This is a genomic window from Neorhizobium sp. JUb45 (genome assembly GCF_004343585.1).
Classification (GTDB): Bacteria; Pseudomonadota; Alphaproteobacteria; order Rhizobiales; family Rhizobiaceae; genus Neorhizobium.
The window spans coordinates 20,912-47,276 of sequence record NZ_SLYW01000005.1 but is presented as its reverse complement, the minus strand read 5'-3'; the positions used below and the strand labels follow the sequence as shown (position 1 = coordinate 47,276).

The following is a 26,365-nucleotide window of genomic DNA, read 5'->3' as shown; positions in this document are numbered from 1 at the left end:
TGCCTATAGACTGGTGCTCTGACGCCGGCACGGGGCACCACAACATCCTTGAGATATGGCCGATTGAACCCGTCAGGGAGCGTGCAATCGCGTGCCGTTGCTGCTCAACGATAATTTTTTAGCAGCTTCTCAGTTTTCAGGCCGACGATGCAAGCAGCCACTATCAGGCGGCAAGGTCGCCGATCTCGCCGAATTGTGCGAGCAGTCGAGGTGCGGTCATGTCACCGGTTTCGTCATCGACCATCACGGCATAGGCTGCAACGCCGATAAAACGATCGGCCATCGCGCCCGCGATTTTTTCTGCCGATACCGGATTGGAAGCCTGCCGCATTTCGCCGACAACCAGGTTCCCGCGATTTTTCCTGTAGGGCAGGATGATGTATTTTTCCGCGTTCGCCATGACTTCATTTTCCTTTTTGTTGCCATTATGTTCTCATTGTCTGGAAGGGAAGTCAATGGCTTGTATTGATCTGTGATCGGGCATTGATAAACGCGGAAAGCGGCGCGTTGGTCACGCACCGCTTTTCTGTTTCGTTCTGGCAGAAACCGTCAGATGATGCCGCCGCTGCCGCCAACAACGGCTGGGCGCTCTTTCGACACTTTTGCACGATAGCCGCTTGCGCGGTATGCGGCGATCGGGTCGATCGCGCCGCCGGTGCGACGGCGGGCTTCGGCGAGGATCGGCTCCACGTCGGTTCGGTAGGCACGTTTCAGCGTGTCGGTGGCCATCAATGCGTCATTGTCCTGCTGGTAACCGTCGAGTGCCGCGCGGTCGACGATCAGCGCCTGCGCATAGGCGCGGCGGATCTCGTTGGCGCTGGAGATCAGGCTTTCGATCGGGTCGGTGACATTGTGCGACTGGTCGATCATGTGGGCCGGATGAAAACCCTTTACGCCGCGGTTTTCGGCATCCACCAGTTCGTTGAAGACGAGGAACAGGCGATAGGGTTCGATCGAACCGGCATCGAGATCGTCGTCGCCGTATTTCGAATCGTTGAAGTGGAAACCGCCGAGTTTCTTGAACTGGATGAGGCGGGCGACGATCATCTCGATATTGGTGTTGGGGGCATGGTGGCCGAGGTCGACGAGGCAGAATGCCTTTTCGCCGAGCGTCTGCGCGATCAGGAGGTTGCTGCCCCAGTCCTGCACGACGGTCGAATAGAAGGCCGGCTCGTACATCTTGTGTTCGGAAAACAGCCGCCAGTCATCCGGCAGCGCCTTGTAGATATCCGCCATCGAAGAGAGGTAGCGCTCGAACTGGCGGGTGAAATTGCTCTGGCCGGGAAAGTTGGAGCCGTCGCCGATCCAGACCGTCAGTGCCTTGGAGCCGATCGCATTGCCGATCTCGATACATTCGATGTTGTGTTCGACAGCCTGCGCGCGGGTGGCGGCATCGGTGTGGCTGAGCGAGCCGTATTTGTAGGAATGTTTTTGGCCCGGTGCGTCGGAGAAGGTGTTGGAGTTCATGGCGTCGAAGCCGAGACCGAGTTCCTCGCCCTTGGCGTTGAGATCCTTCGGGTCCGTCTTGTCCCATGGGATGTGCAGAGAGACGGTCGGCGTGGCGCGGGTCAGCTGGTTGATGACGGCGCAGTCGTCCAGCTTGTCGAAAATGCCGCGCGGTTCGCCCTTGCCGGGGAAGCGCGCAAAACGCGTGCCGCCGGTGCCCACCCCCCAGGAGGGGACGGCCACGAAAAATTCCGCAACCTTTTGGGTGATGGCTTCGATATCGATGTTGCGGCGGGACAGGTTGTCGCCGAGCGCCGCATAATCGAATTTCAGGGCTGCGAGGCGCGCTTCATTGTCCTTGTCGACGGTGTCGGCGGCGATCTTGAGTGTTGTCATTGAAAAATCCTCCCTTGGCTCTTTTCTATCTTCTCCCCAACGGGGAGAAGGTGGCCCAGAGGGTCGGATGAGGGGGCTTGCGGTGCGTTTGCCTTTTCGCTTTGGCTCAAGGCGTCGCTTCGCTCCTCCCCCTCATCTGCCCTGGCGGGCATCTTCTCCCCGGCGGGGAGAAGACAATGTCAGCGTGTAAAACTCTGGGCGTTGCCGGCATCGACATTGATGATGTTGCCAGTCGATTTGGCGGACAAGTCCGAGGCGAGGAAATAGATCGCTTCGGCAATATCCTCGGGGAAGACGTTGAGTTTCAGCATCGAACGCTTGCGGTAATGTTCCTCAAGCTCGTTCACGTCGATCTTGGAGGAGGTGGCCCGCTGTTCGCGCCACTCGCCGCTCCAGATCTTGGAGCCGCGCAGGACCGCATCCGGGTTGACCGTGTTGACGCGGATGCCGGCGTCGGCCCCTTCCAGCGCAAGGCAACGGGCGAGGTGGATTTCGGCGGCCTTGGCCGTGCAATAGGCCGAAGCATTCGGAGATGAGGCAAGGCCGTTCTTCGAGGCGACGAAGACGACGTTGCCACCCAGCTTCTGGCGGCGGAAAAGCCGGAATGCTTCACGCGACACGAGGAAATAACCGGTGGCCAGAATGTCGATATTCTTGTTCCACATGGCGAGCGTGGTGTCTTCCACCGGAGCGGAAGAGGCGATGCCCGCATTGGAGACGAGGATATCGATACCGCCGAATTCGACGGTTGCTTCCGTGAAGGCCTTGGCGACGGCGTCTTCGGCGGTCACATCCAGCTGCACGCCGCGCACGGCGTCTGCGCCAAAACGCTTGGCGAAATCGGCATGGGCTTCGTTGAGCGCGGTCTGGTCGATATCGGCGAGCACCACGCAGGCGCCTTCACCGACAAGCCGCGCCGCAGTGGCGCGGCCGATGCCGCCGGCACCGCCGGTGACGAAGGCTACCTGTCCGGCAAGGCTTTTTGGCTTCGGCATGCGCTGCAGCTTTGCCTCTTCCAGCAGCCAGTATTCGATATCGAAGGCTTCCTGCTCGGGCAGGCCCTGATATTCGGAAACGGTGGAAGCCCCGCGCATGACGTTGATGGCGTTGACGTAGAACTCACCGGCAATGCGGGCGGTTGCCTTGTCCTTGGCGAAAGACAGCATGCCGACGCCGGGTACGAGGAAGATGACCGGGTTGGGATCGCGAATCTTTGGCGAATTGTCGTGTTTGCAGGTCTCGTAATAGCGCGTGTAATCGGCGCGGTAATCTTCCAGCGCCTTGTCGAGGCCGGCGATCACCGCATCGGCATCCGGATTGGCCGGATCGAAATCGACGATCAGCGGGCGGATCTTGGTGCGCAGAAAATGGTCGGGGCAGGAGGTGCCGAGGCTACCCAGCGGCGCCAGGTTCTTCGAGTTGACGAATTCCAGCACCGCATCCTGATCATCGAAATGGCCAAGCTTGCGCTCCGCCTTGCCGATGCGGCCACGGATTTCCGGCATCAGTTTTGCTGCAATGGCGCGGCGCTCTTCTGTCCCTAGGCTTTTGGTGACGGCGCCGCCAAAGATGGTCTTGCCTTCGGTCTCTTGTGCAAACCACTCGATCGCTTTGTTGATGATCTCGAGCGTCAGCAGATAGCAATCCTTGGCGTCATCGGCCCAGGTGAACAGGCCATGGCTTTCCAGCACCACGCCCTTGGCGGTCGGGTTGGCCTTCACGAAGGATTCGAGATCGAGGCCGAGTTGGAAACCGGGGCGGCGCCAGGGCAGCCAGCCGATGTCGCTGCCGAAAATCTTTTGGGTCAGTTCCTTCGAATTCTTCGAGGCGGCAATCGCGATGATCGCATCCGGATGCATGTGATCGACATGGGCGAAGGGCACGAAACCGTGTAGCGGCGTGTCGATGGAGGCGGCGCGCGGGTTGAGGTTGAACGTGCAATGCGGGAGGAAACCGACCATGCGGTCTTCGTCCTCGACACCCTTGTAGATGCCTTTCAGCGCTTCCAGCTTGTCCATGTAGAGGGTGGAAAAACCGTCGAGCTTGATGGTGCCGACATCGCCGCCGGAGCCCTTCACCCACATGACCTTGACCTTTTCACCGGTCAGCGGATCGGTTTCCATAACCTTTGCGGAGGTATTGCCGCCGCCATAATTGGTGATGCGCTTGTCACTGCCCAAAAGGTTGGAACGGTAAAGCAGCTTGCCCGGCTCATCGAGCTTTGCGGCATAAGCATCATCCCAGCGGTTATCGAGAAGGCGGGTTTGGCCCGGCATAGTCGTCCTCCCTGACGTTATCTGCCTGATATCTTCCACCGACGCTGGTCCTCCTGCGCCGGCCATGCGAGAGGGTATCGCGCACTCACTCAGGGCTTGTCAATCGTAAACGATCATAATCAATCATGTTGCGTCGCAATAGGAATTTTGATGATCGATGATGATTGACAAGTTTAAGAAACTGACAATAGTTGGCATCAGGAGGACCTCATGCACGAACGCGAACGCCATCGCATCATCTTAAGCGCGATACAGGAAAAGCCTGTGATCACGGTGCAGGATATTGCCGATTTGACGGATGCGTCCGAGGCGACGATCCGGCGCGATATCGCGTCCCTGCATGTGCAGGGTAAGTTGCGCCGTGTGCGTGGCGGGGCGGAAGCGATGCACCCACCGCAGATCGGCCAGCTGGCTGCACGCTCGTTTCGTGTGTCGGAATCGGTCAATATCGATAAAAAGCGCTCAATTGCGCGCCAGGCTGTCGAGCTTTGTGAAGAAGGCGACTCGATCATCATCAATGGAGGCACGACGACCTTCCAGATGGTGCATTACATGGCCTTGCGCCGCATGCAGGTGATGACCAATTCGTTTGCGATCGCCGAACATCTGGTCAAGCATTCCAAGAACAATGTGACGGTGCCGGGCGGCACGATCTATCGCGAGCAGAGCCTGATACTGTCGCCGTTCGACAATGATGCGATCCGCAATTTTTACGCCCGTCGCATCTTTATTGGCGCGCAGGGCATTGGTCCGCTCGGTATCATGGAGCCGGATGCGCTGGTGATCCAGAGCGAACAGAAGCTGATGCAACAGGCGGAAGAGCTGATCGTCATGGTCGACTCGTCGAAATTCCAGCGGCGATCGAGCATGATCCTGTGTCCGCTGGAGCGGGTGACCGCCATCATCACAGATGACGGTATCAGTGAGGAATCGATGCGCATGGTGGAGGATGCCGGCGTGCGACTGATCATTGCGGGGGCGGGTTATGCCGCTCAGGCAGATGAGGAGGATACCACGTCGGTTGCATGACGCGCCGGCGGGGGGACGGACTTTAGATCAATCTTTGGGAGGAGAATTGACATGAAACTTTCTAAAAAACTGGCATTGGGTGCGGCATTGGCCGTCGTGATGATGTCGTCTGCGGCTTCCGCCGCCGACATCAAGATCGCCCTTGTGGTGAAATCGCTCGGCAACGGCTTCTTCGAAGCCGCCAACAAGGGCGCGCAGGAAGCCGCCAAGGAGCTCGGCGGTGTCGAGATCATCTATACCGGCCCGACCTCGACCACGGCGGAAGGCCAGATCGAAGTCATCAACTCGCTGATCGCGCAAGGCGTCGATGCCATCGCCATTTCCGCCAACGATCCGGATGCGGTCGTGCCGGCGCTCAAGAAAGCGGCGCAGCGTGGCATCAAGGTGATCTCCTGGGATAGCGGCGTTGCACCGGAAGGCCGCATCCTGCAGCTCAACCCGTCTTCCAACGAGCTGATCGGCAAGATGTGCCTGCAGCTGGCCGCCAGCCATCTTGAAGGCGGCAAGGGCGATTTCGCCATTCTTTCCGCCACCACCACTTCGACCAACCAGAACATCTGGATTGACCAGATGAAAAAGCAGCTGAAGGATTTTGCCGGGCTCAACCTCGTCACCACCGTTTATGGTGACGACCTTGCCGACAAGTCCTATCGCGAAGCCCAGGGCCTTTTGACCTCGCAGCCAAACGTCAAGGTCATCGTTGCACCGACCACGGTTGGTGTGCTGGCCGCGTCGCAGGCGGTGAAGGATGCCGGCAAGATCGGTCAGGTTTTTGTCACCGGTCTCGGCCTTCCGTCCGAAATGGCGGGCGCTATCAAGTCGGGTGCTACCAAGGAATTTGCCATCTGGAACCCGATTGATCTCGGTTACTCCGCCACGCAGATCTCCTATCACCTGGTCAAGGGTGATGCCGACGGCAAGCCCGGATCCGAGATCACGGCTGGCCGCATGGGCAAGATCAAGATCGATGACAAGGGCGAGGCCGCCATGGCCGATCCGTTCATCTACGACGCCAAGAATATCGACGAGTTCTCGAAGATTTTCTGATCTGACGGAACGTCGTCCGATTGCAAAGTCCCCCTCAGGCCTGCCGGCGTCCGGCGGACCCCACCACAAGGGCAGGGGTATCGCAACTGGAAAAGACCCCGCCCCAAACCCCTCCCCACAAGGGGAGGGGCTTAACCAAGCCGATCCGCTGAAACTCAATCGAGGTAGGCGTTTGCGGCTGGTTTTCTCCCCCCTTGTGGGGGAGATGGCCGGCAGGCCAGAGGGGGACTTTCTTCCGTATGCGATAACCTTCCCCCTTGTGGGGAGGGGCCTTTTGCCAAAATCGAAAGCTCACCCTGCGGGGGGATCTTCAGGTGAACAAAATGAATGTAGCCGCACCCATGCCCGATGAAATGCCCGACCAGATCAATGAAGTTGAGGCGCTGCCCGCCCGTGGCGCACCCATCCTCGAAATGCGCGGCATTTCCCAGATCTTTCCGGGTGTCAAAGCACTCGATGGTGTCAGCATTGCACTTTATCCCGGTGAGGTGACGGCACTGATCGGTGAAAACGGCGCCGGCAAGTCGACACTCGTGAAAATCCTCACCGGTATCTATCGCCCCAGCGAAGGCGAGATTGTTATCGATGGTCAGCCGGTCACCTTTGCCAGTGCGCAGGATGCGATCGATGCGGGTGTCACTGCCATTCATCAGGAAACCGTGCTGTTCGACGAGCTGACGGTTTCCGAAAACATCTTTCTCGGCCATGCGCCGCGCACCCGTTTCGGGCTGATCGACTGGAAGGTTATGAGCGCCCGCGCCAGTGAATTGCTGCGGGCGCTGGAAAGCGAGATTGATCCCACCATCCGCCTGAAAGACCTGTCGATTGCGCAGCGGCATCTGGTCGCCATTGCCCGCGCGCTGTCGGTCGAAGCGCGCATCGTCATCATGGACGAGCCGACGGCAGCGCTTTCCCGCAAGGAAATCGATGATCTCTTTCGTATCGTCGAAGGATTGAAGAAACAGGGCAAGGCGATCCTGTTCATCAGCCACAAGTTCGACGAGGTTTATGAGATCGCCGAAAATTTCGTGGTGTTTCGCGATGGCCGCGCCGTTGGCAGCGGGCGTCTGGCCGAGACGCCACAGGATACGATCGTGCGCATGATGGTCGGGCGCGATGTGTCCAACATCTTTCCCAAGGTCGAGGTGTCGATCGGCCAGACGGTGCTGGCGGTTGAAAACTACTGCCACCCGACCGAATATCGCGACATCTCTTTCGCGCTGAAGCGCGGTGAAATTCTCGGCGTTTACGGCCTGATCGGCGCAGGCCGTTCGGAGCTTTGTCAGGCGTTGTTCGGCGTATCACGCCCATCTTCCGGCCGGCTGGTGCTCGAAGATCAGGAACTGACCATCCGCTCACCACGCGATGCGATTGCCGCCGGCATCGTCTATGTGCCGGAAGAGCGTGGTCGTCATGGTTTGGCGCTGCCCATGCCGATCTTCCAGAACATGTCGCTGCCGTCGCTTGCCCGTACCTCCCGTTCCGGTTTTCTGAAAGCCGCCAACGAACTGGCCTTGGCCCGCAAATATGCCGAACGGCTGGATCTGCGCGCCGCCGCCCTTTCCGTGCCGGTTGGCACGCTGTCGGGCGGCAACCAGCAGAAGGTGGTGATCGGCAAATGGCTGGCGACGCTGCCCAAGGTTATCATTCTCGATGAACCCACCAAGGGCATCGATATCGGCTCCAAGGCGGCCGTCCACGGTTTTATCAGCGAACTTGCTTCGGAAGGCCTGTCGATCATCATGGTCTCGTCGGAACTGCCGGAAATTCTCGGCATGTCCGACCGGGTTCTGGTCATGCGCGAAGGCCTGTCTGCGGGCATTTTTGATCGTTCACAGCTCAGCGCCGAGACTTTGGTGCGCGCTGCCACCGGCAATGCGTGAGGAAGCGCCAATGAAAAGACTTCTGAAACATCGCGAACTTCTTCTGGTCGGCATCATCGCAATCATGGTGGCGGGGTTTGCCACCCGGGCTCCCGGTTTCGCCACACCCGCCAACCTCGCCAATATATTCAACGACACCTCGATCCTGATCATTCTGGCGCTTGGCCAGATGACGGTGATCCTGACGAAATCGATCGATCTTTCCGTTGCCGCCAATCTTGCCTTTACCGGCATGGCGGTCGCGATGCTGGATGCCGCCTATCCCGGCCTGCCGCTGGCGCTGCTGGTCGTGCTTGCGATCGGCATCGGTGCGGCGCTCGGCGCCATCAACGGTTATCTCGTCTGGGCCTTGCAGATCCCGCCGATCGTCGTGACGCTTGGCACGCTCACCATTTATCGCGGCATGGCCTTCGTCCTCTCCGGCGGCGCCTGGGTCAATTCGCACCAGATGACCCCGGGTTTCCTCAATTTTCCACGTGTCTCCGTGCTCGGCATGCCGCTCCTGTCATGGATCGCCATCGTCATCGTGCTTTTGATGTGGGGGCTGCTGACCCGCACGGCGTTCGGCCGTTCGGCTTACGCTTCCGGTGGTAACCCGACGGCGGCCGTTTATGCCGGTATCGATATCGGCAAAACGCGGTTTTTCGCCTTTGTGTTGTCCGGCGCGTTGTCGGGCCTTGCCGGTTATCTCTGGGTGTCGCGTTATGCCGTCGCCTATGTCGATGTCGCGGCCGGTTTCGAGCTCGATACGGTGGCTGCCAGCGTCATTGGCGGCATTTCCATTGCCGGCGGTATTGGCTCGGTGGCCGGTGCCGTGCTCGGCGCGCTGTTCCTCGGTGTCATCAAGAATGCGCTTCCCGTCATCGGTATATCGCCGTTTGCGCAGATGGCGATTTCCGGCATCGTCATCGTGCTCGCCGTCGTCTTCAACGCCCGCGCGGAACGCCGGGCCGGGCGCATCATCCTGCGCGATCGTGGCGCCAAGGAGGTTTCCGCATGAGCGACGTCACCGAAACCAGAACGCGCCTGGCCATTCCCGATCGCCTTGGCACGCCGTTCAGCCGCCTGCTCGGCAGTTGGGAAGTGTTGTTGTTCGGCGTGGCGGTGGTGATCTTCATCGCCAACTCGTTTGCCTCGCCTTATTTCCTCAATGCCTGGAATCTGTCGGACGCTACATTCAACTTCACCGAAAAGGCGATGATCGCCTTTGCCATGGCCATGCTGGTCATTGCCGGTGAAATCGATCTTTCCGTCGCTGCCATGATCGCGCTTGCATCCACCGCCATGGGGGCGGCGGCGCAGATGGGCATCGGCACGCCGGGATTGGTCGCCATCGGCATTGGTGTCGGGCTTGCCTGCGGTGCCATCAACGGCACGCTGGTTTCGGTGCTGAAACTGCCATCCATCGTCGTCACCATCGGCACGATGAGCCTGTTTCGCGGTATTTCGTATATCGTGCTGGGCGATCAGGCCTATGGCAAGTATCCGGCAGACTTCGCCTTCTTCGGACAGGGTTATGTCGTCTGGGTGTTTTCGTTCGAATTCGTGCTGTTCATCGTGCTTGCCATCATCTTCGGCGTGGTTCTGCATGCGACCAATTTCGGTCGGCAAATCTTTGTTATCGGCAATAATGAATTTGCGGCGCGCTTTTCCGGCATTCCGGTGGAGCGCATCAAGTTCAAGCTTTTCCTGCTGACCGGCCTGATGTCCGGCATTGCAGCCGTCTGCCTCACCTCGCGGCTCGGCTCCACGCGCCCGTCGATCGCGCAAGGCTGGGAGCTCGAGATCGTCACCATGGTGGTTCTTGGCGGCATCTCCATTCTCGGAGGGGCCGGCACGATTGCCGGGGTCGTCATCGCCGCCTTCGTCATGGGCCTCGTGACTTTCGGCCTTGGCCTTTTGAATGTGCCCGGCATCGTCATGTCGATCTTTGTCGGCCTTCTTTTGATCATCACGATCGCGCTGCCCATCGTGGCCCGACGCATCAAGCATATGAGAACCAGATGATTTTGGAAAAACACGCATTCAAGATGAAGCTTCATCCGGGCATGGAAGCGGAATATCGCAAGCGTCATGACGAAATCTGGCCGGAACTAGAGGCGCTTTTGCGCGAGGCCGGCGTGCGCGATTATTCCATCCATCTCGACCGTGAAACCGGCATCCTGTTCGGCGTGCTTTCCCGCCCGGTCGATCACACAATGGAAAGCCTGCCGGAACATCCGGTGATGAAACGCTGGTGGGCGCATATGGCCGATATCATGGAGAGCAATCCCGACAACTCGCCGGTTCAGAGTGATCTCGTCACGGTGTTTCATCTGCCATGAGTGATTTGGGGGGGAGTGATTTTCGACGCATCGCCGTGCTGGATATCGGCAAGACCAATGCCAAGGTCGTGGTGGTCGATGTCGCCTCGGGTGGCGAAGTTGCGACTCTAAAGATGCCCAACCGCGTCCTCACCGGGCCGCCATACCCACATTACGATGTGGAAGGTATCTGGTCGTTCGCGCTCGATGCGCTTGCGCGTTTTGCGATCGAACCGGGTTATGATGCGATTTCCATCACCACGCACGGTGCATGTGCGGCGTTGCTCGACACCGAGGGGCATTTGGCTCTGCCGGTGCTGGATTACGAGCATGCCTATCCGCAGCATGTTCGGCATGCTTATTCGGCGCTTCGTCCGGCTTTTGCGGAAACCGCCTCGCCACCGCTTGCCAATGGGCTCAATCTCGGTGCGCAGCTGCATTACCAGAAGGAATGTTTTGCCGCTGAGTTTTCGCGCGTTGCCACCATCCTGACCTATCCGCAATACTGGGCCTTTCGGTTGACGGGCATTGCCGCCAACGAAGCCACGTCGCTTGGCTGCCACACGGATCTGTGGCGACCGGGCAGGGGCGAATATTCCACGCTTGTCGATGCACTTGGCCTGCGGCAACTGATGGCGCCGGTTCGCTCTGCATTCGATATGCTGGGACATGTCGTGCCTCGGATTGCCGAGCGAATGGGTCTGGCCAGGCCGGTCCCCGTTTTCTGCGGTATTCACGACTCCAATGCATCACTGCTTCCGCATCTGGTGGGTCGGCAGAGTCCGTTCTCCGTCGTTTCGACCGGAACCTGGGTGGTGAGCTTTGCTGTCGGCGGAAACCTCGCCGGGCTGGATCCCGCGCGCGATACGCTTGCCAATGTCGATGCGCATGGCCGCGCAGTTCCGTCTTCCCGGTTCATGGGCGGGCGTGAATTCGAAATGCTGACGTCGGACTGGCCGCAACCGGGTTCCGAGGAGGTTGGCGTATCTGTCGCGAACATGCTCTCTGCGGGCCGGATGCTGTTACCCGGTCTCATGCATGGCTCGGGGCCTTTTCCAGACCGGCAGCATGAATGGGTGGGGGAGGCTCCTCAAACTGCGGCAGAGGCCCATGCGCTTGCAACAATCTATGCCGCATTGATGACGGATGCCTGCCTTGGTTTGCTCGGTGCGGGTGGAGACACGATTGTCGAAGGACCTTTTGCCGATAACGCGGTTTATCTGCAGCTGCTGGCGGCATTGACCGGGCGGGATGTTCTGGCGGTTTCCGGATCAACCGGAACCAGTGCCGGCGCAAGTCTGCTGACGGGTGCACGACTGGCGTCTCTTTCCTGCCGGCGCGTTGAACCGTGGTCGATACCGTCGGCCCTGTCCTACAAGACCCTGTGGCTGGGGGGCCTCGGCATGGTGGCTGCCGCCTGAAGCCTTGTGCCGAGCGTGGTGCCTTTTCCGACGTCATCCTTCTCGATAGCGTTATCTGGTTGTTGCCATCGCAGGTGGCGGCGCATCTGTTGGTGTGCCACCGAAGATCGAAAGCGGCATGGAAACTATCGAAAACAGCGATTTTTGTGCCAATCTGAAACAGATTGATTAGGTGCGTTGCAACAATTAATTCTTGCTTTGGTTGAATTATGTAAAGCTAAAACAGCAAGTCAAAAACATGCTCTATTACCCTCACAACCTCGCAGAAGCTGAGGGTATTGAGAGGAGAATGACATGCGCAAGTCGAGTAAACTTCTGGTTCTTTCTGTATGCCTCGTGTTTCCGGTTGCCTCTGGCGCCTTCGCACAGTCTCTTGGTGGTCTCGGCGGTGGCGGCAGCGGTAATGGCGGTGGCGGGCTTGGACTGGGCGGCCTTGGTGGTGTGAGTGTTGGCAGCAGCAATGGCGGTCTCGGTGTCGGTGCATCGATCGGCGGCGTCAATGCCGGCGTAGGCCTTGGCGGCGGTGGTCTTGGTGTCGGCGTCTCTGCCGGCGGTGCCAGCGGCGTTAATGCCGGTGTCGGCGTCGGAACCAGCAATGGTGTCAATGCCGGTGTCGGTGCAAATGTCGGCGGATCAAGTGGTCTGAGTGCCGGCGTTGGTGCGGCCCTCGGTCGCGACGGTATCGATGCCAGCACGACCGCCTCGATCGGCGGCAGTGGCGGCATCAATGCGGGTGTCGGTGCCGCCATCGGCGGTGGCCGCGGTGTCAACGCCAATGTCAACGCATCGGTTGGTGGTACGAACGCCAATGTCGGCGTTAGCATCGGTGGTGGTCGCCCGGGAACGACTCCCGGTGGCCCAAATCCGGGCGGCGTGACGCCTGGTGTGACAGGTCCGGGAACCGGCACGAATCCCGGTCGAAACAATACCGGTGTGAGGAGCCCTTCTGCTGCCCTTCAGGCCTATAACCGCATGTCGGAAGCCGAGCGCAAGAAGCTGCTGATCACCTGCCGGAGTGTTCTCGGCGGCGGTGGTGGTTATGACGCTTCGCTTGTATCACTTTGCAAGCTGCTGAATGCTTCCGCAAAGCGCTAAACAGTTACCTCCCGAAAAAGCCCATGGTTTCGGCCGTGGGCTTTTTTCTGTTCAGCATAGAGGGGATGTACGGTTTACGTCGCCGCATCGTCGGTTTTCTCAACCGTGACGGCCGGCCATGGCCATGATCTTCTGGCGCAGCATGCGGGCGACGTTGCGGGTGTTGCGATAGAAATGCAGCTGGCTCGCCGCCTGGCGCATGTCGCGGTCCACGTTTGAACGCAGGCCGATCAGAACCGTACCCATATTCTCGCGTTCTTCCCAGAAACGGCTCATGATCGGGTGATCGGGCACGGCGCAGCTGTCGGTGCGCATGATGTTGGCGTCATCGAGATGCCAGTCGGTCAGCTTCATCATCAAAAGCTTGCCCGGTGAGAAGCGGCTGTAATTCTCATCATAGGCCGTCTTCCAGGTGTAAGCTTCGCCGGCCATGACGAAGACGACGAGGCTTGCAATGGCACGGCCTTCGAAATCGATCGTGTGGATACGCACGGCGTCGGCTTCGGCAAGATTGCTGATCGCTTCGCGGGCAAAGGCAGCACGGTAGCGATCACTGATCAGGGCGCTGCGCTTGCGACCCTTCCAGCCCTTGGCTTCCAGCGCCAGAAACTCTTCCGTGCGCTTGCGGATTTCGGATGGCTGACGCGCAACATTGTAGGAAAGGCTGCCTTCCTTTTCGAGCAGCCGCCATTGGCGGCGCATGTCACGCAGGTGAGCGGATGTCATCGCCTTTTTCAGATAGGCATCGCCATCGAGCAGGCTTTCCAGCATCGGGCGCTGATACTGGCCGGTCACGGTGACCGGCAATTCGCGGCTGATCGCCACGGCGCGCAGCAATTGCGCAAACCGGCCGTCAAGGCGCAGATCCGGCAGGACCAGAACGGAAGGCAGCTTTGCCTGGCGGGAGCCGAGCGCCTCAAGGAGATTGTCGATGGTCTCGGCAGCGTCTTCTGCATCCACCAGAGGCGTGCCCAGCGGGCCGAACGGGTTGGCCCAGACACGGATGATCGGCGGCCCCATCGAGAAACCGGGCTTTTCCACCGAGTAGGGCAGCAGCAGACGCATGCGGCTGCGGCCATCACGATCGTCGCGGATCAGGGCCAGACGCACATCGCGGTCTTCCACGCGCGGCATTGCCGGCGCCAGCAGGCGGCCGGAGAAAAAAATGTTCGGCTCCATCACGCGGTTGGAGAGAAAGTCCAGTTCCTCCTGCAGATCGTAGCCGAGGGCTGCCGGATAGATCGACATATGGCGCCCGGACCGGCCGACATCGACGGTGATCTCGGCATTGGGGCGCTCCATGCGTGCGAGTTCCCGTGCGTCCGGCGCAGGCTGGTAAACGTCGTTGCTGATCGGAGGCAAGGTCATGGTTTCGCTTTCGCAATTTTATGTGCGGGCCGCGGATCGGCGAATGCAAACAGCACGATGCCGAGAACACGGCGTACGGCGATATGCAGGAGTATCGTTTCCACCACCATCGCGCCCGCCGTTGCCGATGCGGCACCAATCAGGCCGAAATGCGGTATCAGGATCACGTTCAGGCTGATGTTGGCAGCAAGCGTCACGGAATAGAGCGCGACGCAGAGTTTTTGCCGGCCGGCCATGCTGAGAAGCACTTCGCCCGGGCCGATCGATGCCTTTGTCAGGATGCCGGCAAACAGGATGACCATCAGGATGTAACCGGAGGTGAAGGCCGAACCGAACAGCGACAGCAGGAATTCACCAAGCGCCAGCACGCCGAGCCCCACACCCAGTGCCGGCCAGAAGGTCCAGCGGGCTGCCTGTCCGGCAAAACCGGCAAGCGCATCATGATCCCCTGCCGCCATGATGGCGGAAAAGCGCGGAGCGGCGGCTGCCTTCACGGAGAAATAGACGAACTGCACCAGCGCGATAGTCTTGGCGGCCGCGTAATACACACCGACCTGATCCGGCGGCATATAGAGACCGACGACGACGACGTCCGAATTGGTGAGCAGAAAGCCGATGCCATCGACGAGAAAAACCGGCAGCGAAAACTTCATCCATGGCAGCACGCTGAAGCGCAGTGCGCCACGGCCATAGCTCCTGCGCAGGCGCCAGGTTACGCGGATGAACTGCGTCATTGTCGTCACATAGGTGGCCGCCAGCGCCGCCGTCATAGCGGTCACGGCAGTGCGCGGTTCGCCGATCCACACGGCCAGCAGCATGAAGGCGAGGATGAGGACAGGGCGGATGATGTAGGTTGGCGACAGTGCCGTCACCGTCCATCCGTTGGCGCGTGCCGTGCCGTCCAGCACGTCGCCGAGCGCAATCATGGGCAGCGTGAAGAGGCCGAGGAACAGCGGCACCAGCCAGTAGTCGGTGATCTTTTCGCCGGCAAAATGCAGGACGGCAAGGCCGATGGCAGCAAGGATGCTTGCCGAGACCATGGCGAAGACGCGCACCGTCCAGTTGAGGCCGCGCACGAGGCTGTGGTCGTTTTCCGAGCGATGCACCGGCAGGAAGCGGATGACGGCGGTGTGCATGCCGAGGCAGGAAAGATTGCCGAACACCACGACCAGCACCCAGACGAAAGCGAATATGCCGTATTCGAACTCGCCCATAAGGCGCGCCTGGATGATCTGGGAGACGAATGCAATGCCGGCGCTGACGACACGAATGACGAAGGCGATCAGGGCCATGCGCTGGGCGCGCGCGGTGTCATTCTCTGCGGTCAGCATTGATTGCAGCCGAAGCAGGACCGGGGCGGTCCGCCGACGCAGGGGATGCGGAAGCTGACGCTCCGCAAACTGGATGACCGTCACCAGGGACACGCAATACTCGCAATGACGCAGATACACAGTCGCCTAGAGTGTCAGAACAGCGTTAAGAAACTGTTTCCATTAGTAATGTCTGTTATATACTGAGGACGCCTTCAACAGGCTTGTGGCAACAAAAAATGCCGCCCGGAGGCGGCATTTTTATTCTGATCATTGGCAGATCAGGCGCTTTCGAAAGCGCCGTGGCAATGCTTGTATTTCTTGCCCGAACCACAGGGGCAATTTTCGTTGCGCCCGATCTTGCCCCAGGTGGAGGGATCTTCCGGACGGCGGTCCTGCGGGGCCGCAATAAAGTCCTGGCCATCGCGGTTCGCCACTTCGTCCCAACCGGTCGAGGCGTCGATATGGTGCTCGCCAGACACTTCCGGCGGCTGCGGAGGCTCGGGGTTCTGAACCAGTTCAACGCGCATCATCTGTGCCGTGACTGCTTCGCGCAGGTTGGCAAGCAGGGCCTGGAAAAGCTCAAAGGCTTCGGCCTTGTATTCCTGCAGCGGATCGCGCTGGGCGTAACCACGGAAACCGACGACGGAGCGCAGGTGGTCGAGGTTGACGATATGCTCGCGCCAGAGGTGGTCGAGTGTCTGCAGCGTCACGGAACGCTGGACATAGGTCATGATTTCCGCGCCAAAACGTTCGGTGCGTTCCGCATTGGCCTTTTCCGCGGCCTCGGTGATGCGTTCGCGCAGGTCCTCCTCGCCGATACCTTCTTCCTGCGCCCATTCGACGATCGGAAGTTCGAGGTTGAGCAGGCGGGCGACTTCGGCCTGAAGACCGGCGGCATCCCACTGTTCGGCATAGGCGCGCTCGGGGATATGCTTGCCGACCAGTGCGTCGATGACGTCCTGACGCATGTCGTCGACGATTTCGGTCAGGTCTTCGGCGTCCATGACTTCCAGGCGCTGTTCGAAGATGACCTTGCGCTGGTCGTTGGTGACGTCGTCGTATTTCAGAAGGTTTTTACGGATGTCGAAGTTGCGGGCTTCGACCTTCTTCTGGGCGCGTTCCAGAGCCTTGTTGATCCACGGATGGACGATGGCTTCGCCTTCCTTGAGGCCCAGCTTCTGCAGCATGCCGTCCATGCGGTCGGAGCCGAAGATGCGCATCAGGTCGTCCTGAAGCGAAAGGTAGAATTTCGAGCGGCCCGGATCGCCCTGACGGCCGGAACGGCCGCGCAGCTGGTTGTCGATACGGCGGCTTTCGTGACGTTCCGAAGCGATGACGTAAAGGCCGCCGGCTTCCAGAGCCTTGGCCTTGAGTACCTTGATCTCGGCACGAACCGTCGCTTCGATGGACTTGCGCTCGGCTTCGTCCTCGATGCCTTCAAGCTCGCGCTCGAGACGCATGTCGACATTGCCGCCGAGCTGGATGTCGGTACCACGACCGGCCATGTTGGTGGCGATCGTGACGGCGCCCGGCACGCCGGCCTGCGACACGATATAGGCTTCCTGCTCGTGATAACGGGCGTTCAGGACCTGGAAGTTTTCAAAGCCGTCATTGCGCAGCATGGTGGCCAGCAGTTCGGATTTTTCGATCGAGGTCGTGCCAACGAGAACCGGCTGGTTGCGCTTGTGCGCATCCTGGATCTCCTTGATGATCGCGGTGAACTTTTCCTCGCCGGTACGATAGACTTCGTCGTCCTCGTCGATACGCTGGATCGGCAGGTTGGTCGGTACTTCGACAACTTCGAGATTGTAGATGTTGCCGAATTCTTCCGCTTCCGTCGAGGCCGTACCGGTCATGCCGGCAAGCTTTTCATACATGCGGAAATAGTTCTGGAAGGTGATCGAGGAGAGTGTCTGGTTCTCCGGCTGGATCTGCACCTTTTCCTTGGCTTCCAGCGCCTGATGCTGGCCTTCGGAAAAGCGGCGGCCCGGCATCATGCGGCCGGTGAATTCGTCGATGATGACGATTTCGCCGTTGCGGACGATGTAGTCCTTGTCGCGGCTGAACAGCTTGTGGGCCTTCAGCGCGTTGTTGATGTGGTGAACGATCGCGACGTTCTCGACGTCGTAGAGCGATTCGCCCTTCAGAAGGCCGGCCTGACGCAGCAGGTTTTCCAGCTTTTCGGTGCCGTCTTCAGAGAAGTTGGCAGAGCGCTGCTTTTCGTCGATCTCGTAGTCTTCGGCCGACAGCATCGGGATGAAGGCGTCGATCGTGTTGTAAAGATCGGAACGGTCATCCAGCGGGCCGGAAATGATCAGCGGCGTACGGGCTTCGTCGACCAGGATCGAGTCGACTTCGTCGACGATCGCAAAGTTGTGGCCGCGCTGGACCATCTGGCCGCGCTCGAACTTCATGTTGTCGCGAAGATAATCGAAGCCGAGTTCGTTATTGGTCGCGTAGGTGATGTCGCAGGCATAGGCCTCGCGGCGCTGTTCGTCGTCCAGACCGTGGACGATGACGCCGGTGGAAAGGCCGAGGAAGCTGTAAAGGCGGGCCATGGTGGCGGCGTCGCGGCTGGCGAGGTAGTCGTTGACCGTTACCACATGCACGCCCTTGCCGGACAATGCGTTGAGGTAGACGGGCAGGGTGCCTACAAGGGTCTTGCCTTCGCCGGTCTTCATTTCGGCGATGTCGCCGTCGTGAAGAATCATGCCGCCGGTGAGCTGCACGTCGAAGGGACGCATGCCGAGAACGCGGAGCGAGGCCTCGCGCAGCACGGCAAATGCCGGGGCGAGGATATCGTCGAGCGTCTTGCCGTCGGCCAGCATCTGCCGGAATTCGACCGTTTTGGCGGACAGTTGCTCGTCTGTCAGCGCCTTGGTCTTCTCTTCGAGGGCAGCGATTGCCTGAATGCGGGAACTATAGGAGCGGACGCGGCGATCATTAGCCGAGCCGAACAGTTTGCGGGCGATGCCGCCGAAGCTGACCATCCGAATGGTCCTTTCTCAATCATGTCCCATGGTTGCGGACCGTTCGATTGCAAGGTCTTTCAACCCAACAAATTGCTCCGCTGCGCCTGAAACTCTTCTGGACGCGAAGTTGCGTGACAGATAAGAGGGGGGCCGAATGATGTCAACGGTTCCGGCCGATACAGAATGGCCACAATCCGGTGTTTTTGAAGGATTCCAGCCGGGATCACGCATGCAGATACCGGTGCCTAACCCGAAAGGTTTCTATATGTTGCGCCATAAGCTTCTTGCAGCCACCGCTCTGATCGCTGCGATCTCCTTCTCTTCCACGGTCTTCGCACAGGACGACGCAGTCGTTGCCAAGGTCGATGGTGTCGAGATCCACAAGTCCGATCTGGAAATGGCTGCCTCCAGCCTCGGCCCGCAGTACCAGCAGCTCCCTGACGAGCAGAAGCAGGCTGCTGCCCTGTCGCAGGTCATCGACGTCAAGCTGCTTGCCAAGAACGCGACCGCTGAAGGCCTGCAGAACACTGACGACTTCAAGAAGCGTCTTGCCTTCCTGCAGGAACGCGAGCTGCACAATGCCTATCTGCGCAAGTCCGTCTTCGATGCCGTCAAGGACGAAGAAGTGAAGGCTCGTTATGAGAAGGAAATCGCTTCGCTTCCCAAGGAAGAAGAAGTGCATGCCCGTCACATCCTCGTAAAGACCGAGGAAGAGGCCAAGGACATCATCAAGCAGCTCGACGAAGGCAAGGACTTCATCGAACTGGCAAAGGCCAAGTCGGAAGATTCCAGCAAGTCCGACGGTGGTGACCTCGGTTACTTCACCAAGGGCCGCATGGTTCCGGAATTCGAAGAATCCGCTTTCACGCTCGAAAAGGGCGCCTACACCAAGACCCCGGTTAAGTCGCAGTTCGGCTTCCACGTCATCAAGGTCGAAGACAAGCGCGAAGCCGCTCCGCCGGCATTCGAGCAGGTCGAGCCGCAGGTTCGCCAGCTGGTGATGCAGGAAAAGTATTCGGCACTTCTCGAAAAGGCCAAGGCAGAGCAGAAGGTGGAAATCACCGACGAAGCGCTGAAGAAGGCTTACGAAGACGCCACCAAGGAACAGCAGCAGCAGTAATCTGCTTTTCTAAAGAGGCCCGCTCACGCGGGCCTTTCCATGTCCGGTATTTCAAGATCCAGGGTTTTGACCATGTCCGCCACCATTTCTCCGCTCGCTCCGAAATCCTATCCAGACATGCCGTCGCTGCGCGGTGTGCGCATGGCAACGGCTGCCGCCGGCATCAAGTACAAAAACCGTACCGATGTGCTGATGATGGTGTTCGATGAGCCGGCAGCGGTGGCGGGCGTATTCACCAAGTCCAAGTGCCCGTCGGCACCAGTGGATTTCTGCCGCACCAACCTGTCGCACGGTGTTGCCCGTACGGTGGTGGTCAATTCCGGCAATGCCAATGCCTTTACCGGCATCAAGGGCAAGGCTGCGACCGAGCTGACGGCCAAGTCCGCATCCGAAGCGGTGGGCTGCGGTGAGAACGAGGTCTATCTCGCCTCGACCGGCGTGATCGGCGAGCCGCTCGATGCCACCAAGTTTTCCGGCGTTCTGGGCGACATGCACAAGACCGCGACCGGTGATTTCTGGCTGGAAGCGGCCAAGGCGATCATGACTACCGACACCTATCCGAAGGTCGCGACCCGCACCGCCGAGATCGGTGGTGTGACGGTGACGATCAACGGCATCGCCAAGGGTGCCGGTATGATCGCGCCCGATATGGCGACCATGCTCTCCTTCGTTGTGACCGATGCCGATATTACCGCGCCGGTGCTGCAGAGCCTGCTTTCTGCCGGTGTCGAGCCGAGCTTCAATTCGATGACCGTCGACAGCGACACATCCACGTCCGATACGCTGATGGTGTTCGCAACAGGCGCGGCCGCCAAGGATGGCCAGAAGCAGATCGTCGATGCCAAGGATCCGGCGCTTGCTTCTTTCCGTGATGCGCTGAACGCGCTTCTGAAGGATCTGGCCATTCAGGTGGCGCGTGATGGCGAAGGCGCTACAAAAATGCTGGAGATCACCGTGACCGGTGCCGAAAGCGACGCTGCCGCCAAGACGATCGCGCTGTCGATCGCCAATTCGCCGCTGGTGAAGACCGCGGCTGCCGGCGAGGATGCCAATTGGGGCCGTATCGTCATGGCCGTTGGCAAGGCCGGCGAAGCCGCCGATCGCGACAAGCTGGCGATCTGGTTCGGCGACGTGCGTGTTGCCGTCAACGGCGAGCGTGATGCCGGTTATTCTGAAGATGCCGCCTCGAACGTGATGAAGGGCCAGGACATTCCGGTGCGCGTCGATCTCGGTCTGGGATCGGGTACGGCGACCGTTTGGACCTGCGATCTCACCAAGGAATATGTCGCCATCAACGGCGATTACCGGAGCTGATGTCTTGATGCTGGCAAATTCTCCCCATGGTGATCTGCCGATGGTGCGGCGTCTGGAAGCTGTCGGCTTCCGGGCGTGGCCGGCGGCCTCCGTGGTTTATGACGGCAGCTGGCAGGTGCGGCTGACCGGCGGCCATCCGTCGAAGCGGCTCAACTGCGTCGTGCCGCTCGATCCTTCCGATTACCGCGATGCCGATATCCGGCTGGAAAAGGCGCGCAAGCGTTTTGCCCACTACGGAAGACAACTGGTCATCCGCGAGACACCGCTTTCGCCGAAAGCTCTGCTCGACAAGCTGGACGAAAACGGCTGGAAGATCATCGAGAGCGTCTCCGTCATGACGGTCGACCTCGGTGCGATCGATCTTCCGGAAACACTGGCGCATCTGCCGACCCATGATATCGGCCGTTTCATCGATGCCAGCCTTGCCGTGCATGGATCCGATCCGGCAATCAAGCCTGCCATGGCGGAAATCCTTAGCGCCATCAAACCGACGATGGGTCTTTTCCTGATGGAAAACCCCGGTGAAGGCCCGGCAGCCGTGGCGATCTGCGTGCAGGACAACGATCTGGCCGGTATTCAGGATCTGGCAGTTGCCGAAGCTCGCCGCGGGCAGGGCTTGGGCACCGAGCTTCTTTCGGCGGCTTTGCGCTGGGCCCGGATCAGTGGTGCGCGTACCGCCTGGCTGCAGGTTGTCGATACCAATGCGGCGGCGCTGGCGCTCTACAAGCGGTTTGGCTTCCGCGAAGCCTATCAATATCATTACTGGCGCAAGGACGAGACGGCGTGAGCGCAACCGAACGCAAGATCCTGCTGGTGGCGGCCTGTGCCCTGATCGATACCGATGGCCGTATTCTTCTGGCGCAGCGCCCGGAAGGCAAATCGCTTGCCGGTCTCTGGGAGTTTCCCGGTGGCAAGGTCGAGGCCGGCGAGACACCGGAAGAGACTTTGGTGCGTGAACTCGAGGAAGAGCTGGGTATCGTTACCAAGGTGGCATGTCTCGCACCGCTGACCTTTGCCAGCCATACCTATGAGACGTTTCATCTGCTGATGCCGCTTTATATCTGCCGTCGTTACGAGGGTATTCCGTCAGGGCGCGAGGGACAGGCGATCAAGTGGGTGCGCCCACAGGCGCTACGGGATTACCCGATGCCGCCGGCCGATGAGCCGTTGATTCCCTTCCTGCAGGATCTTCTCTGACTATCCACAGGTGATTTTCGCCCTGTGCGACTAAAGCAACGGCGTTAACAGATCCTTTAACCGATCATGCGAAGTTTAGGCTCTGGCGGGCAAGTAACTGCGTGTGTGAGGCTTTGAGCGATGGACGACGAAATCTGGAAGACTGCACGCGCCAAACAGCGGCCAGCGTATCGGTCGGGTCGGACCGGCGCGCTCAATGTCGCCCTTCTGTTCGGTACGGCCGCGATCGCTCTGTCGCTGATCGTGACACCTATGCTCGCCAAGCGTAGCGAGCAGAGCCGCATTGCGAATATCCAGCAAGACTTCGACATGATCTCAACTGGTTCAATTCATCGCGGTACTGATAACACAAAAGAAAAGAATAAGCATTATACCATCCGGAGAAGTGTCCTGCAGGAGACGCCGGGTTCGGTGTGTGTCTTACAGGGCTACAGTTCCGAAACCGGTTGCTGAGGCCTCAAAATGCGATTGATCCGCTCCTTTCTTTGCGACGAAAGCGGCGCGACGGCTATCGAATACGGGCTGATCGCCGCTCTTATCGGTACGGCGGTCATTGGCGGCATGGGCGCATACGGCACCCAACTCAGCAACCTGTTCAACAAGGTCGCGACGACGTTGAACGATACGATGTCAGAGACCCGGTAAAAGATCAGCTCCGCTTCAATGCATCCGCCAGCCTGACCGTAGCCGAACCCGGCTTCAACGGTTTCGGCTGATTTTCGTGCGGCGCCCATCCAGACACATAGATCATTGCGAATGTCGCGCGGATGCGACCGTCCGGGTCCGAATAACGTTCGGCGTAGATCTGGGCAGCCCTCATCAGGAATTTTCGCGTCAGTGGCGTACGGCTGCGGCCGGCGAGCGGATTGGTCATGCCGATGGCACGCAGGTCGCGGACGAGGTCAAACAGCGAATCGTAGCGAACCGTGTAGGTTTCGGCATCGGCGACGGGCAGGGCAAAACCGGCGCGTTGGAGAAGGGCGCCGATATCGCGCACATCCGGGAAGGGGATGACACGGGGGCTGGCGCCACCCGATAACTCCGCTTCGGTTGCCAGCAGCACATCGCGCAGTTCCGTAAGCGTACCGGCGCCGGGGATGGCGGCGAGAAACAGACCATCCGGTTTTAGTGCACGGCGAACGCGGATCAGCACGCCGGGTGTATCGTTGGTGAGGTGCAGCGCCAGCGGTGAGAGCACCAGATTGGCTGACTGGGGTTCCAGCGGTACATCTTCCAGCGGTGCGGCAACGAATGTCTGCTCACCGGCTCCGGCGAAGACAGCGTCCGTTTCGATGCGGGTGAGTTTTTTTATCTTGCCGGTGGCAAGGCTCAGGCGGGCCGCCGCGCCCATGCCGCCATGTAGTTCGACCGCGTGGTCAAAGCTGCGTTCGACCACTTCCAACCGTTCGGCCAGTTCGCGGCCAGCCAGATCTGCCAGAAAATCGGCTCCCGGCAGCGGATGACGTGCGGCACGCTCACGGCGGGTGGCGATCAGGTCGAGGTCGAAAAGAATGTCCATCATGCACTCCGGATGCGGGATCGGCTTCATATGGTAGCCGTAACGCAATCCCCCAAGAATTCCGGATCGCAAAGGCGCCGGTGAGCGATTATTGTCAAGGCCAAAGGGTTTGCTGGCTGTAACGTTCAGCTTGGTCGGGGGATGGTATGGAGGACGAGATCGGTGACAGTGACGGCGGGGTGGCTGGCCTTACCGTGGCCGGGTCGATTGCATTTGCCGCATCCGGCTTGTTTCGCCGGATCGCGGATTTCGTTTATCCGCCGGTCTGTGCAGGCTGCGGCGTGATGATCGGCAAGCACGGCGCGCTTTGCCCCGTCTGTTGGCAATCGGTGCATTTTATCGAGCGGCCGTTTTGCGAGGTGCTCGGTATTCCTTTTGCTTTCAACCATGAGGCGGGAGTGGCCGGCGAGGGTGGGCGTATGGTTTCGGCCAAGGCTATCGCCGATCCACCGCGTTTCGACCGGCTGCGGGCCGTGGCGATCCATGACGGCGTTGCGCGCCGGCTTGTACATGGGCTGAAATATCGCGACCGCACCGATCTGGCGATCATGATGGCGGCGTGGATGCAGCGGGCAGGGGCCGAACATCTGGCCGGTTGCGACGGTATTCTGCCGGTGCCTTTGCACTGGACGCGGTTTGCGCTTCGAAAATTCAATCAGTCCGCGGAACTCGCACGGCATCTGGCAAAGCTGTCAAGCAAACCGCTGCTGCCTTCGACGTTGAAGCGCGTGAAACGCACCAGCCGGCAAGTCGGGCTGACGGCCAAGGGACGACAGGACAATGTACGCGCGGCGTTTGCCATCGTGCCGGGCCATGAACCGGATGTTTTTGGCAAGCGACTGGTGCTGGTCGATGACGTTCATACGACCGGAGCAACCGTATCGTCCGCAGCCGCTGTCTTGAAGCGGGCGGGTGCCACCGAGGTCACGGTTTTGACCTTTGCACTGGCGATTTCCGGGCCTATATGAAGAGACAACAGACGAGACGGCCGGATGGCCCTCATGGTGCCACCGGGAGCATCCGATCCCTAAGGGTTTTCATGGAGGGCATTTTCAAGCCGCCTCCCCATGGAGATTTTTATGGCAGACATCATCATCTATACCCGTGACGGCTGTGGTTATTGTTCGCGGGCCAAATCGCTTCTGGATTTCAAGGGCGCGGATTATGTCGAACATAATGCGACGCAGCGGCCGGAAGCGCGCGGCGAAATGATCGCCGTGTCGAATGGCGGCACGACCTTCCCGCAGATCTTCATCAACGGCCAGCATATCGGCGGTTGCGACGACCTGCATGCGCTGGAACGCGCCGGCAAGCTCGATCCGCTGCTGGCCGCCTGATTACGATATTCACGATTTAGAAAAGCAAAAACAGGGAACAGGATCATGGCTTTCAAGGCTGCCGCCATCCAGATGTGCTCCGGTGTCGATCCGGTGAAAAACGCTGCCGACATGGCGCGGCTGGTGCGCGACGCTGCCGCGAAAGGCGCGGTCTATGTGCAGACGCCGGAAATGACCGGGGCGGTGCAGAAGGATCGCGCCGGCCTGCGTGCCGTGCTGAAGGACGAGGATGGCGACATCATCGTGGCGACTGCTGCAGATCTCGCCAAGGAACTCGGCATCCATGTGCATGTGGGCTCCACGGCGATTGCGCTCGAGGACGGCAAGATCGCCAATCGTGGATTTCTGTTCGCGCCGGATGGCTCGCGTATCTGCACCTATGACAAGATCCACATGTTCGACGTCGATCTCGACAATGGCGAGAGCTGGCGCGAAAGCGCGGTCTACCGGCCGGGCGAGGAGGCGCGGGTGGCCGAACTGCCTTTTGCCAAGCTCGGTTTTGCGATCTGCTACGACGTGCGTTTCCCTCAGCTGTTCCGTACCGAAGCGGTGGCCGGTGCCGAAGTTCTGACCGTTCCGGCTGCCTTTACCCGCCAGACCGGCGAGGCGCATTGGGAAATTCTGTTGCGTGCCCGCGCCATTGAGAACGGGGCTTTCTTGATTGCGGCGGCGCAGGCCGGTGTGCATGAGGACGGCCGCGAGACCTTTGGTCACTCGATGATCATCGATCCCTGGGGCAAGGTGCTGGCATCCGCCGGCGGCAGCGGCGAGGCGGTCGTCATCGCTGAGATCGACGTGGCCGAGGTGCCGGCTGCACGTGGCAAAATCCCCAATCTGAAAAATGCCCGCGACTTCACGCTCGATACCGTCGCGCCGGCAAAGTCCGGCGAGGTTGCGGCTTGATCAAATATTCGCTCATCTGTGACAATGCGCATGCGTTCGAAGGCTGGTTTTCGGAAAGCGGCGATTTCGACCGGCAGTTGGCAAGCGGTTTTCTGACCTGTCCCGTCTGTGGCTCCGCTACCATCTCCAAAAGCCTGATGGCGCCGTCCGTTTCGACTGCGCGGGCCAAGGAAAAACGGCAGGCGGTTGCCATGGATGTGGCCAAGGCGGAAGCAGTTGCCAAGCTGAAGGCGGCTGTCGCCGAGATCAGGGCCAATGCCGAGGATGTCGGCGAGCGGTTTCCCGAAGAGGCGCGCAAGATCCATTACGGCGAGGCGGATGCCCGCGGCATTATCGGCCAGGCGAGCTTTGGCGAGGTCCGCGATCTGCTGGACGAGGGCATTGAGATCGCGCCGATCCCGATCATTCCGGATGATGCCAACTGAC

General features: G+C 59.8%; 25 protein-coding genes. 18 read left to right on the top strand and 7 right to left on the bottom strand.

The window, feature by feature from the left end; translation table 11 throughout:
• Positions 1-163 precede the first annotated feature (163 nt).
• From EDF70_RS19415 to EDF70_RS19405, 3 genes are all read right to left on the bottom strand, one after another.
• Positions 164-400, bottom strand: coding sequence for a hypothetical protein (locus EDF70_RS19415; protein ID WP_132276952.1), 237 nt, complete (start codon positions 398-400; stop codon positions 164-166).
• A 149-nt stretch (positions 401-549) separates the two neighbouring features.
• Positions 550-1,842, bottom strand: coding sequence for an L-rhamnose catabolism isomerase (rhaI, locus tag EDF70_RS19410; protein ID WP_132276950.1), 1,293 nt, complete (start codon positions 1,840-1,842; stop codon positions 550-552).
• A 179-nt stretch (positions 1,843-2,021) separates the two neighbouring features.
• Positions 2,022-4,118, bottom strand: a complete 2,097-nt coding sequence (locus EDF70_RS19405) for a bifunctional rhamnulose-1-phosphate aldolase/short-chain dehydrogenase (RefSeq protein ID WP_132276948.1) — start codon at positions 4,116-4,118, stop codon at positions 2,022-2,024.
• A gap of 210 nt (positions 4,119-4,328) precedes the next feature.
• On the opposite strand from EDF70_RS19405, the gene EDF70_RS19400 reads away from it, so the two are divergent.
• The 8 genes from EDF70_RS19400 (at position 4,329) to EDF70_RS19365 (ending at position 12,896) form a co-directional block, all read left to right on the top strand.
• On the top strand, positions 4,329-5,147 hold the full coding sequence (locus tag EDF70_RS19400; RefSeq protein ID WP_132276946.1) for a DeoR/GlpR family DNA-binding transcription regulator: 819 nt from the start codon (positions 4,329-4,331) through the stop codon (positions 5,145-5,147).
• Between the two features lie 51 nt (positions 5,148-5,198).
• Complete coding sequence (gene rhaS / locus EDF70_RS19395) at positions 5,199-6,194, top strand: rhamnose ABC transporter substrate-binding protein (protein WP_132276944.1); 996 nt, start codon at positions 5,199-5,201, stop codon at positions 6,192-6,194.
• Positions 6,195-6,547: 353 nt separating this feature from the next.
• On the top strand, positions 6,548-8,077 hold the full coding sequence (locus EDF70_RS19390) for a sugar ABC transporter ATP-binding protein (protein ID WP_132277588.1): 1,530 nt from the start codon (positions 6,548-6,550) through the stop codon (positions 8,075-8,077).
• Positions 8,078-8,087: 10 nt separating this feature from the next.
• Positions 8,088-9,077: an ABC transporter permease gene (locus EDF70_RS19385; RefSeq protein WP_132276942.1), complete on the top strand. Its 990-nt coding sequence runs from the start codon at positions 8,088-8,090 to the stop codon at positions 9,075-9,077.
• Entirely contained in the window at positions 9,074-10,084 is a 1,011-nt protein-coding gene (locus EDF70_RS19380; RefSeq protein WP_132276940.1) for an ABC transporter permease, read from the top strand. Before EDF70_RS19385 ends, EDF70_RS19380 begins: the two co-directional genes overlap by 4 nt.
• Positions 10,081-10,401, top strand: a complete 321-nt coding sequence (gene rhaM, locus EDF70_RS19375; protein ID WP_132276938.1) for an L-rhamnose mutarotase — start codon at positions 10,081-10,083, stop codon at positions 10,399-10,401. The genes EDF70_RS19380 and rhaM overlap by 4 nt, the downstream gene beginning before the upstream one ends.
• 5 nt (positions 10,402-10,406) lie before the next feature.
• Positions 10,407-11,801, top strand: coding sequence for an FGGY-family carbohydrate kinase (locus tag EDF70_RS19370; protein WP_207908282.1), 1,395 nt, complete (start codon positions 10,407-10,409; stop codon positions 11,799-11,801).
• Positions 11,802-12,095: 294 nt separating this feature from the next.
• Entirely contained in the window at positions 12,096-12,896 is an 801-nt protein-coding gene (locus EDF70_RS19365; protein WP_132276934.1) for a hypothetical protein, read from the top strand.
• 99 nt (positions 12,897-12,995) lie between these two features.
• Here EDF70_RS19365 and EDF70_RS19360 read toward each other — a convergent pair whose 3' ends face one another.
• The 3 genes from EDF70_RS19360 to secA form a co-directional block, all read right to left on the bottom strand.
• Positions 12,996-14,264, bottom strand: coding sequence for a GNAT family N-acetyltransferase (locus EDF70_RS19360; RefSeq protein ID WP_132276932.1), 1,269 nt, complete (start codon positions 14,262-14,264; stop codon positions 12,996-12,998).
• On the bottom strand, positions 14,261-15,679 hold the full coding sequence (locus EDF70_RS19355) for a lipopolysaccharide biosynthesis protein (protein ID WP_132277586.1): 1,419 nt from the start codon (positions 15,677-15,679) through the stop codon (positions 14,261-14,263). Before EDF70_RS19355 ends, EDF70_RS19360 begins: the two co-directional genes overlap by 4 nt.
• A 176-nt stretch (positions 15,680-15,855) precedes the next feature.
• Positions 15,856-18,567, bottom strand: a complete 2,712-nt coding sequence (secA, locus tag EDF70_RS19350) for a preprotein translocase subunit SecA (RefSeq protein ID WP_132276930.1) — start codon at positions 18,565-18,567, stop codon at positions 15,856-15,858.
• A gap of 247 nt (positions 18,568-18,814) precedes the next feature.
• Between secA and EDF70_RS19345 the strand changes: the two genes are divergently transcribed.
• The 6 genes from EDF70_RS19345 (at position 18,815) to EDF70_RS19320 (ending at position 22,825) form a co-directional block, all read left to right on the top strand.
• On the top strand, positions 18,815-19,669 hold the full coding sequence (locus tag EDF70_RS19345; RefSeq protein WP_132277584.1) for a peptidylprolyl isomerase: 855 nt from the start codon (positions 18,815-18,817) through the stop codon (positions 19,667-19,669).
• Between the two features lie 72 nt (positions 19,670-19,741).
• On the top strand, positions 19,742-20,983 hold the full coding sequence (gene argJ, locus EDF70_RS19340; protein WP_132276928.1) for a bifunctional glutamate N-acetyltransferase/amino-acid acetyltransferase ArgJ: 1,242 nt from the start codon (positions 19,742-19,744) through the stop codon (positions 20,981-20,983).
• Positions 20,984-20,990: 7 nt separating this feature from the next.
• Positions 20,991-21,770 (top strand): GNAT family N-acetyltransferase, encoded by a 780-nt coding sequence (locus tag EDF70_RS19335; RefSeq protein WP_132276926.1) that lies wholly within the window; start codon positions 20,991-20,993, stop codon positions 21,768-21,770.
• Positions 21,767-22,180, top strand: coding sequence for an 8-oxo-dGTP diphosphatase MutT (gene mutT / locus EDF70_RS19330; protein WP_132276924.1), 414 nt, complete (start codon positions 21,767-21,769; stop codon positions 22,178-22,180). Before EDF70_RS19335 ends, mutT begins: the two co-directional genes overlap by 4 nt.
• A gap of 120 nt (positions 22,181-22,300) precedes the next feature.
• Entirely contained in the window at positions 22,301-22,633 is a 333-nt protein-coding gene (locus EDF70_RS19325) for a hypothetical protein (RefSeq protein ID WP_132276922.1), read from the top strand.
• A 9-nt stretch (positions 22,634-22,642) separates the two neighbouring features.
• Positions 22,643-22,825 carry a Flp family type IVb pilin gene (locus EDF70_RS19320; protein WP_132276920.1) on the top strand — a complete coding sequence of 61 codons (183 nt, stop codon included), beginning with the start codon at positions 22,643-22,645 and terminating at the stop codon, positions 22,823-22,825.
• 4 nt (positions 22,826-22,829) lie between these two features.
• Here the strand turns inward: EDF70_RS19320 and EDF70_RS19315 are convergent, their stop codons facing one another.
• The gene (locus tag EDF70_RS19315) at positions 22,830-23,699 is read right to left on the bottom strand and encodes a methyltransferase domain-containing protein (protein ID WP_132276918.1); all 870 of its coding nucleotides are present in this window, start codon (positions 23,697-23,699) and stop codon (positions 22,830-22,832) included.
• A 146-nt stretch (positions 23,700-23,845) separates the two neighbouring features.
• Between EDF70_RS19315 and EDF70_RS19310 the strand changes: the two genes are divergently transcribed.
• From EDF70_RS19310 to EDF70_RS19295, 4 genes are all read left to right on the top strand, one after another.
• The gene (locus tag EDF70_RS19310; protein WP_132276916.1) at positions 23,846-24,667 is read left to right on the top strand and encodes a ComF family protein; all 822 of its coding nucleotides are present in this window, start codon (positions 23,846-23,848) and stop codon (positions 24,665-24,667) included.
• A 111-nt stretch (positions 24,668-24,778) separates the two neighbouring features.
• Complete coding sequence (grxC, locus tag EDF70_RS19305; RefSeq protein WP_132276914.1) at positions 24,779-25,036, top strand: glutaredoxin 3; 258 nt, start codon at positions 24,779-24,781, stop codon at positions 25,034-25,036.
• Between the two features lie 45 nt (positions 25,037-25,081).
• A complete protein-coding gene (locus EDF70_RS19300) occupies positions 25,082-25,939 on the top strand; it encodes a carbon-nitrogen hydrolase family protein (RefSeq protein WP_132276912.1) in 858 nt (285 codons plus the stop codon).
• Positions 25,936-26,364 carry a DUF1178 family protein gene (locus EDF70_RS19295; RefSeq protein WP_132276910.1) on the top strand — a complete coding sequence of 143 codons (429 nt, stop codon included), beginning with the start codon at positions 25,936-25,938 and terminating at the stop codon, positions 26,362-26,364. Before EDF70_RS19300 ends, EDF70_RS19295 begins: the two co-directional genes overlap by 4 nt.
• The last annotated feature ends 1 nt before the right edge of the window (position 26,365 follow it).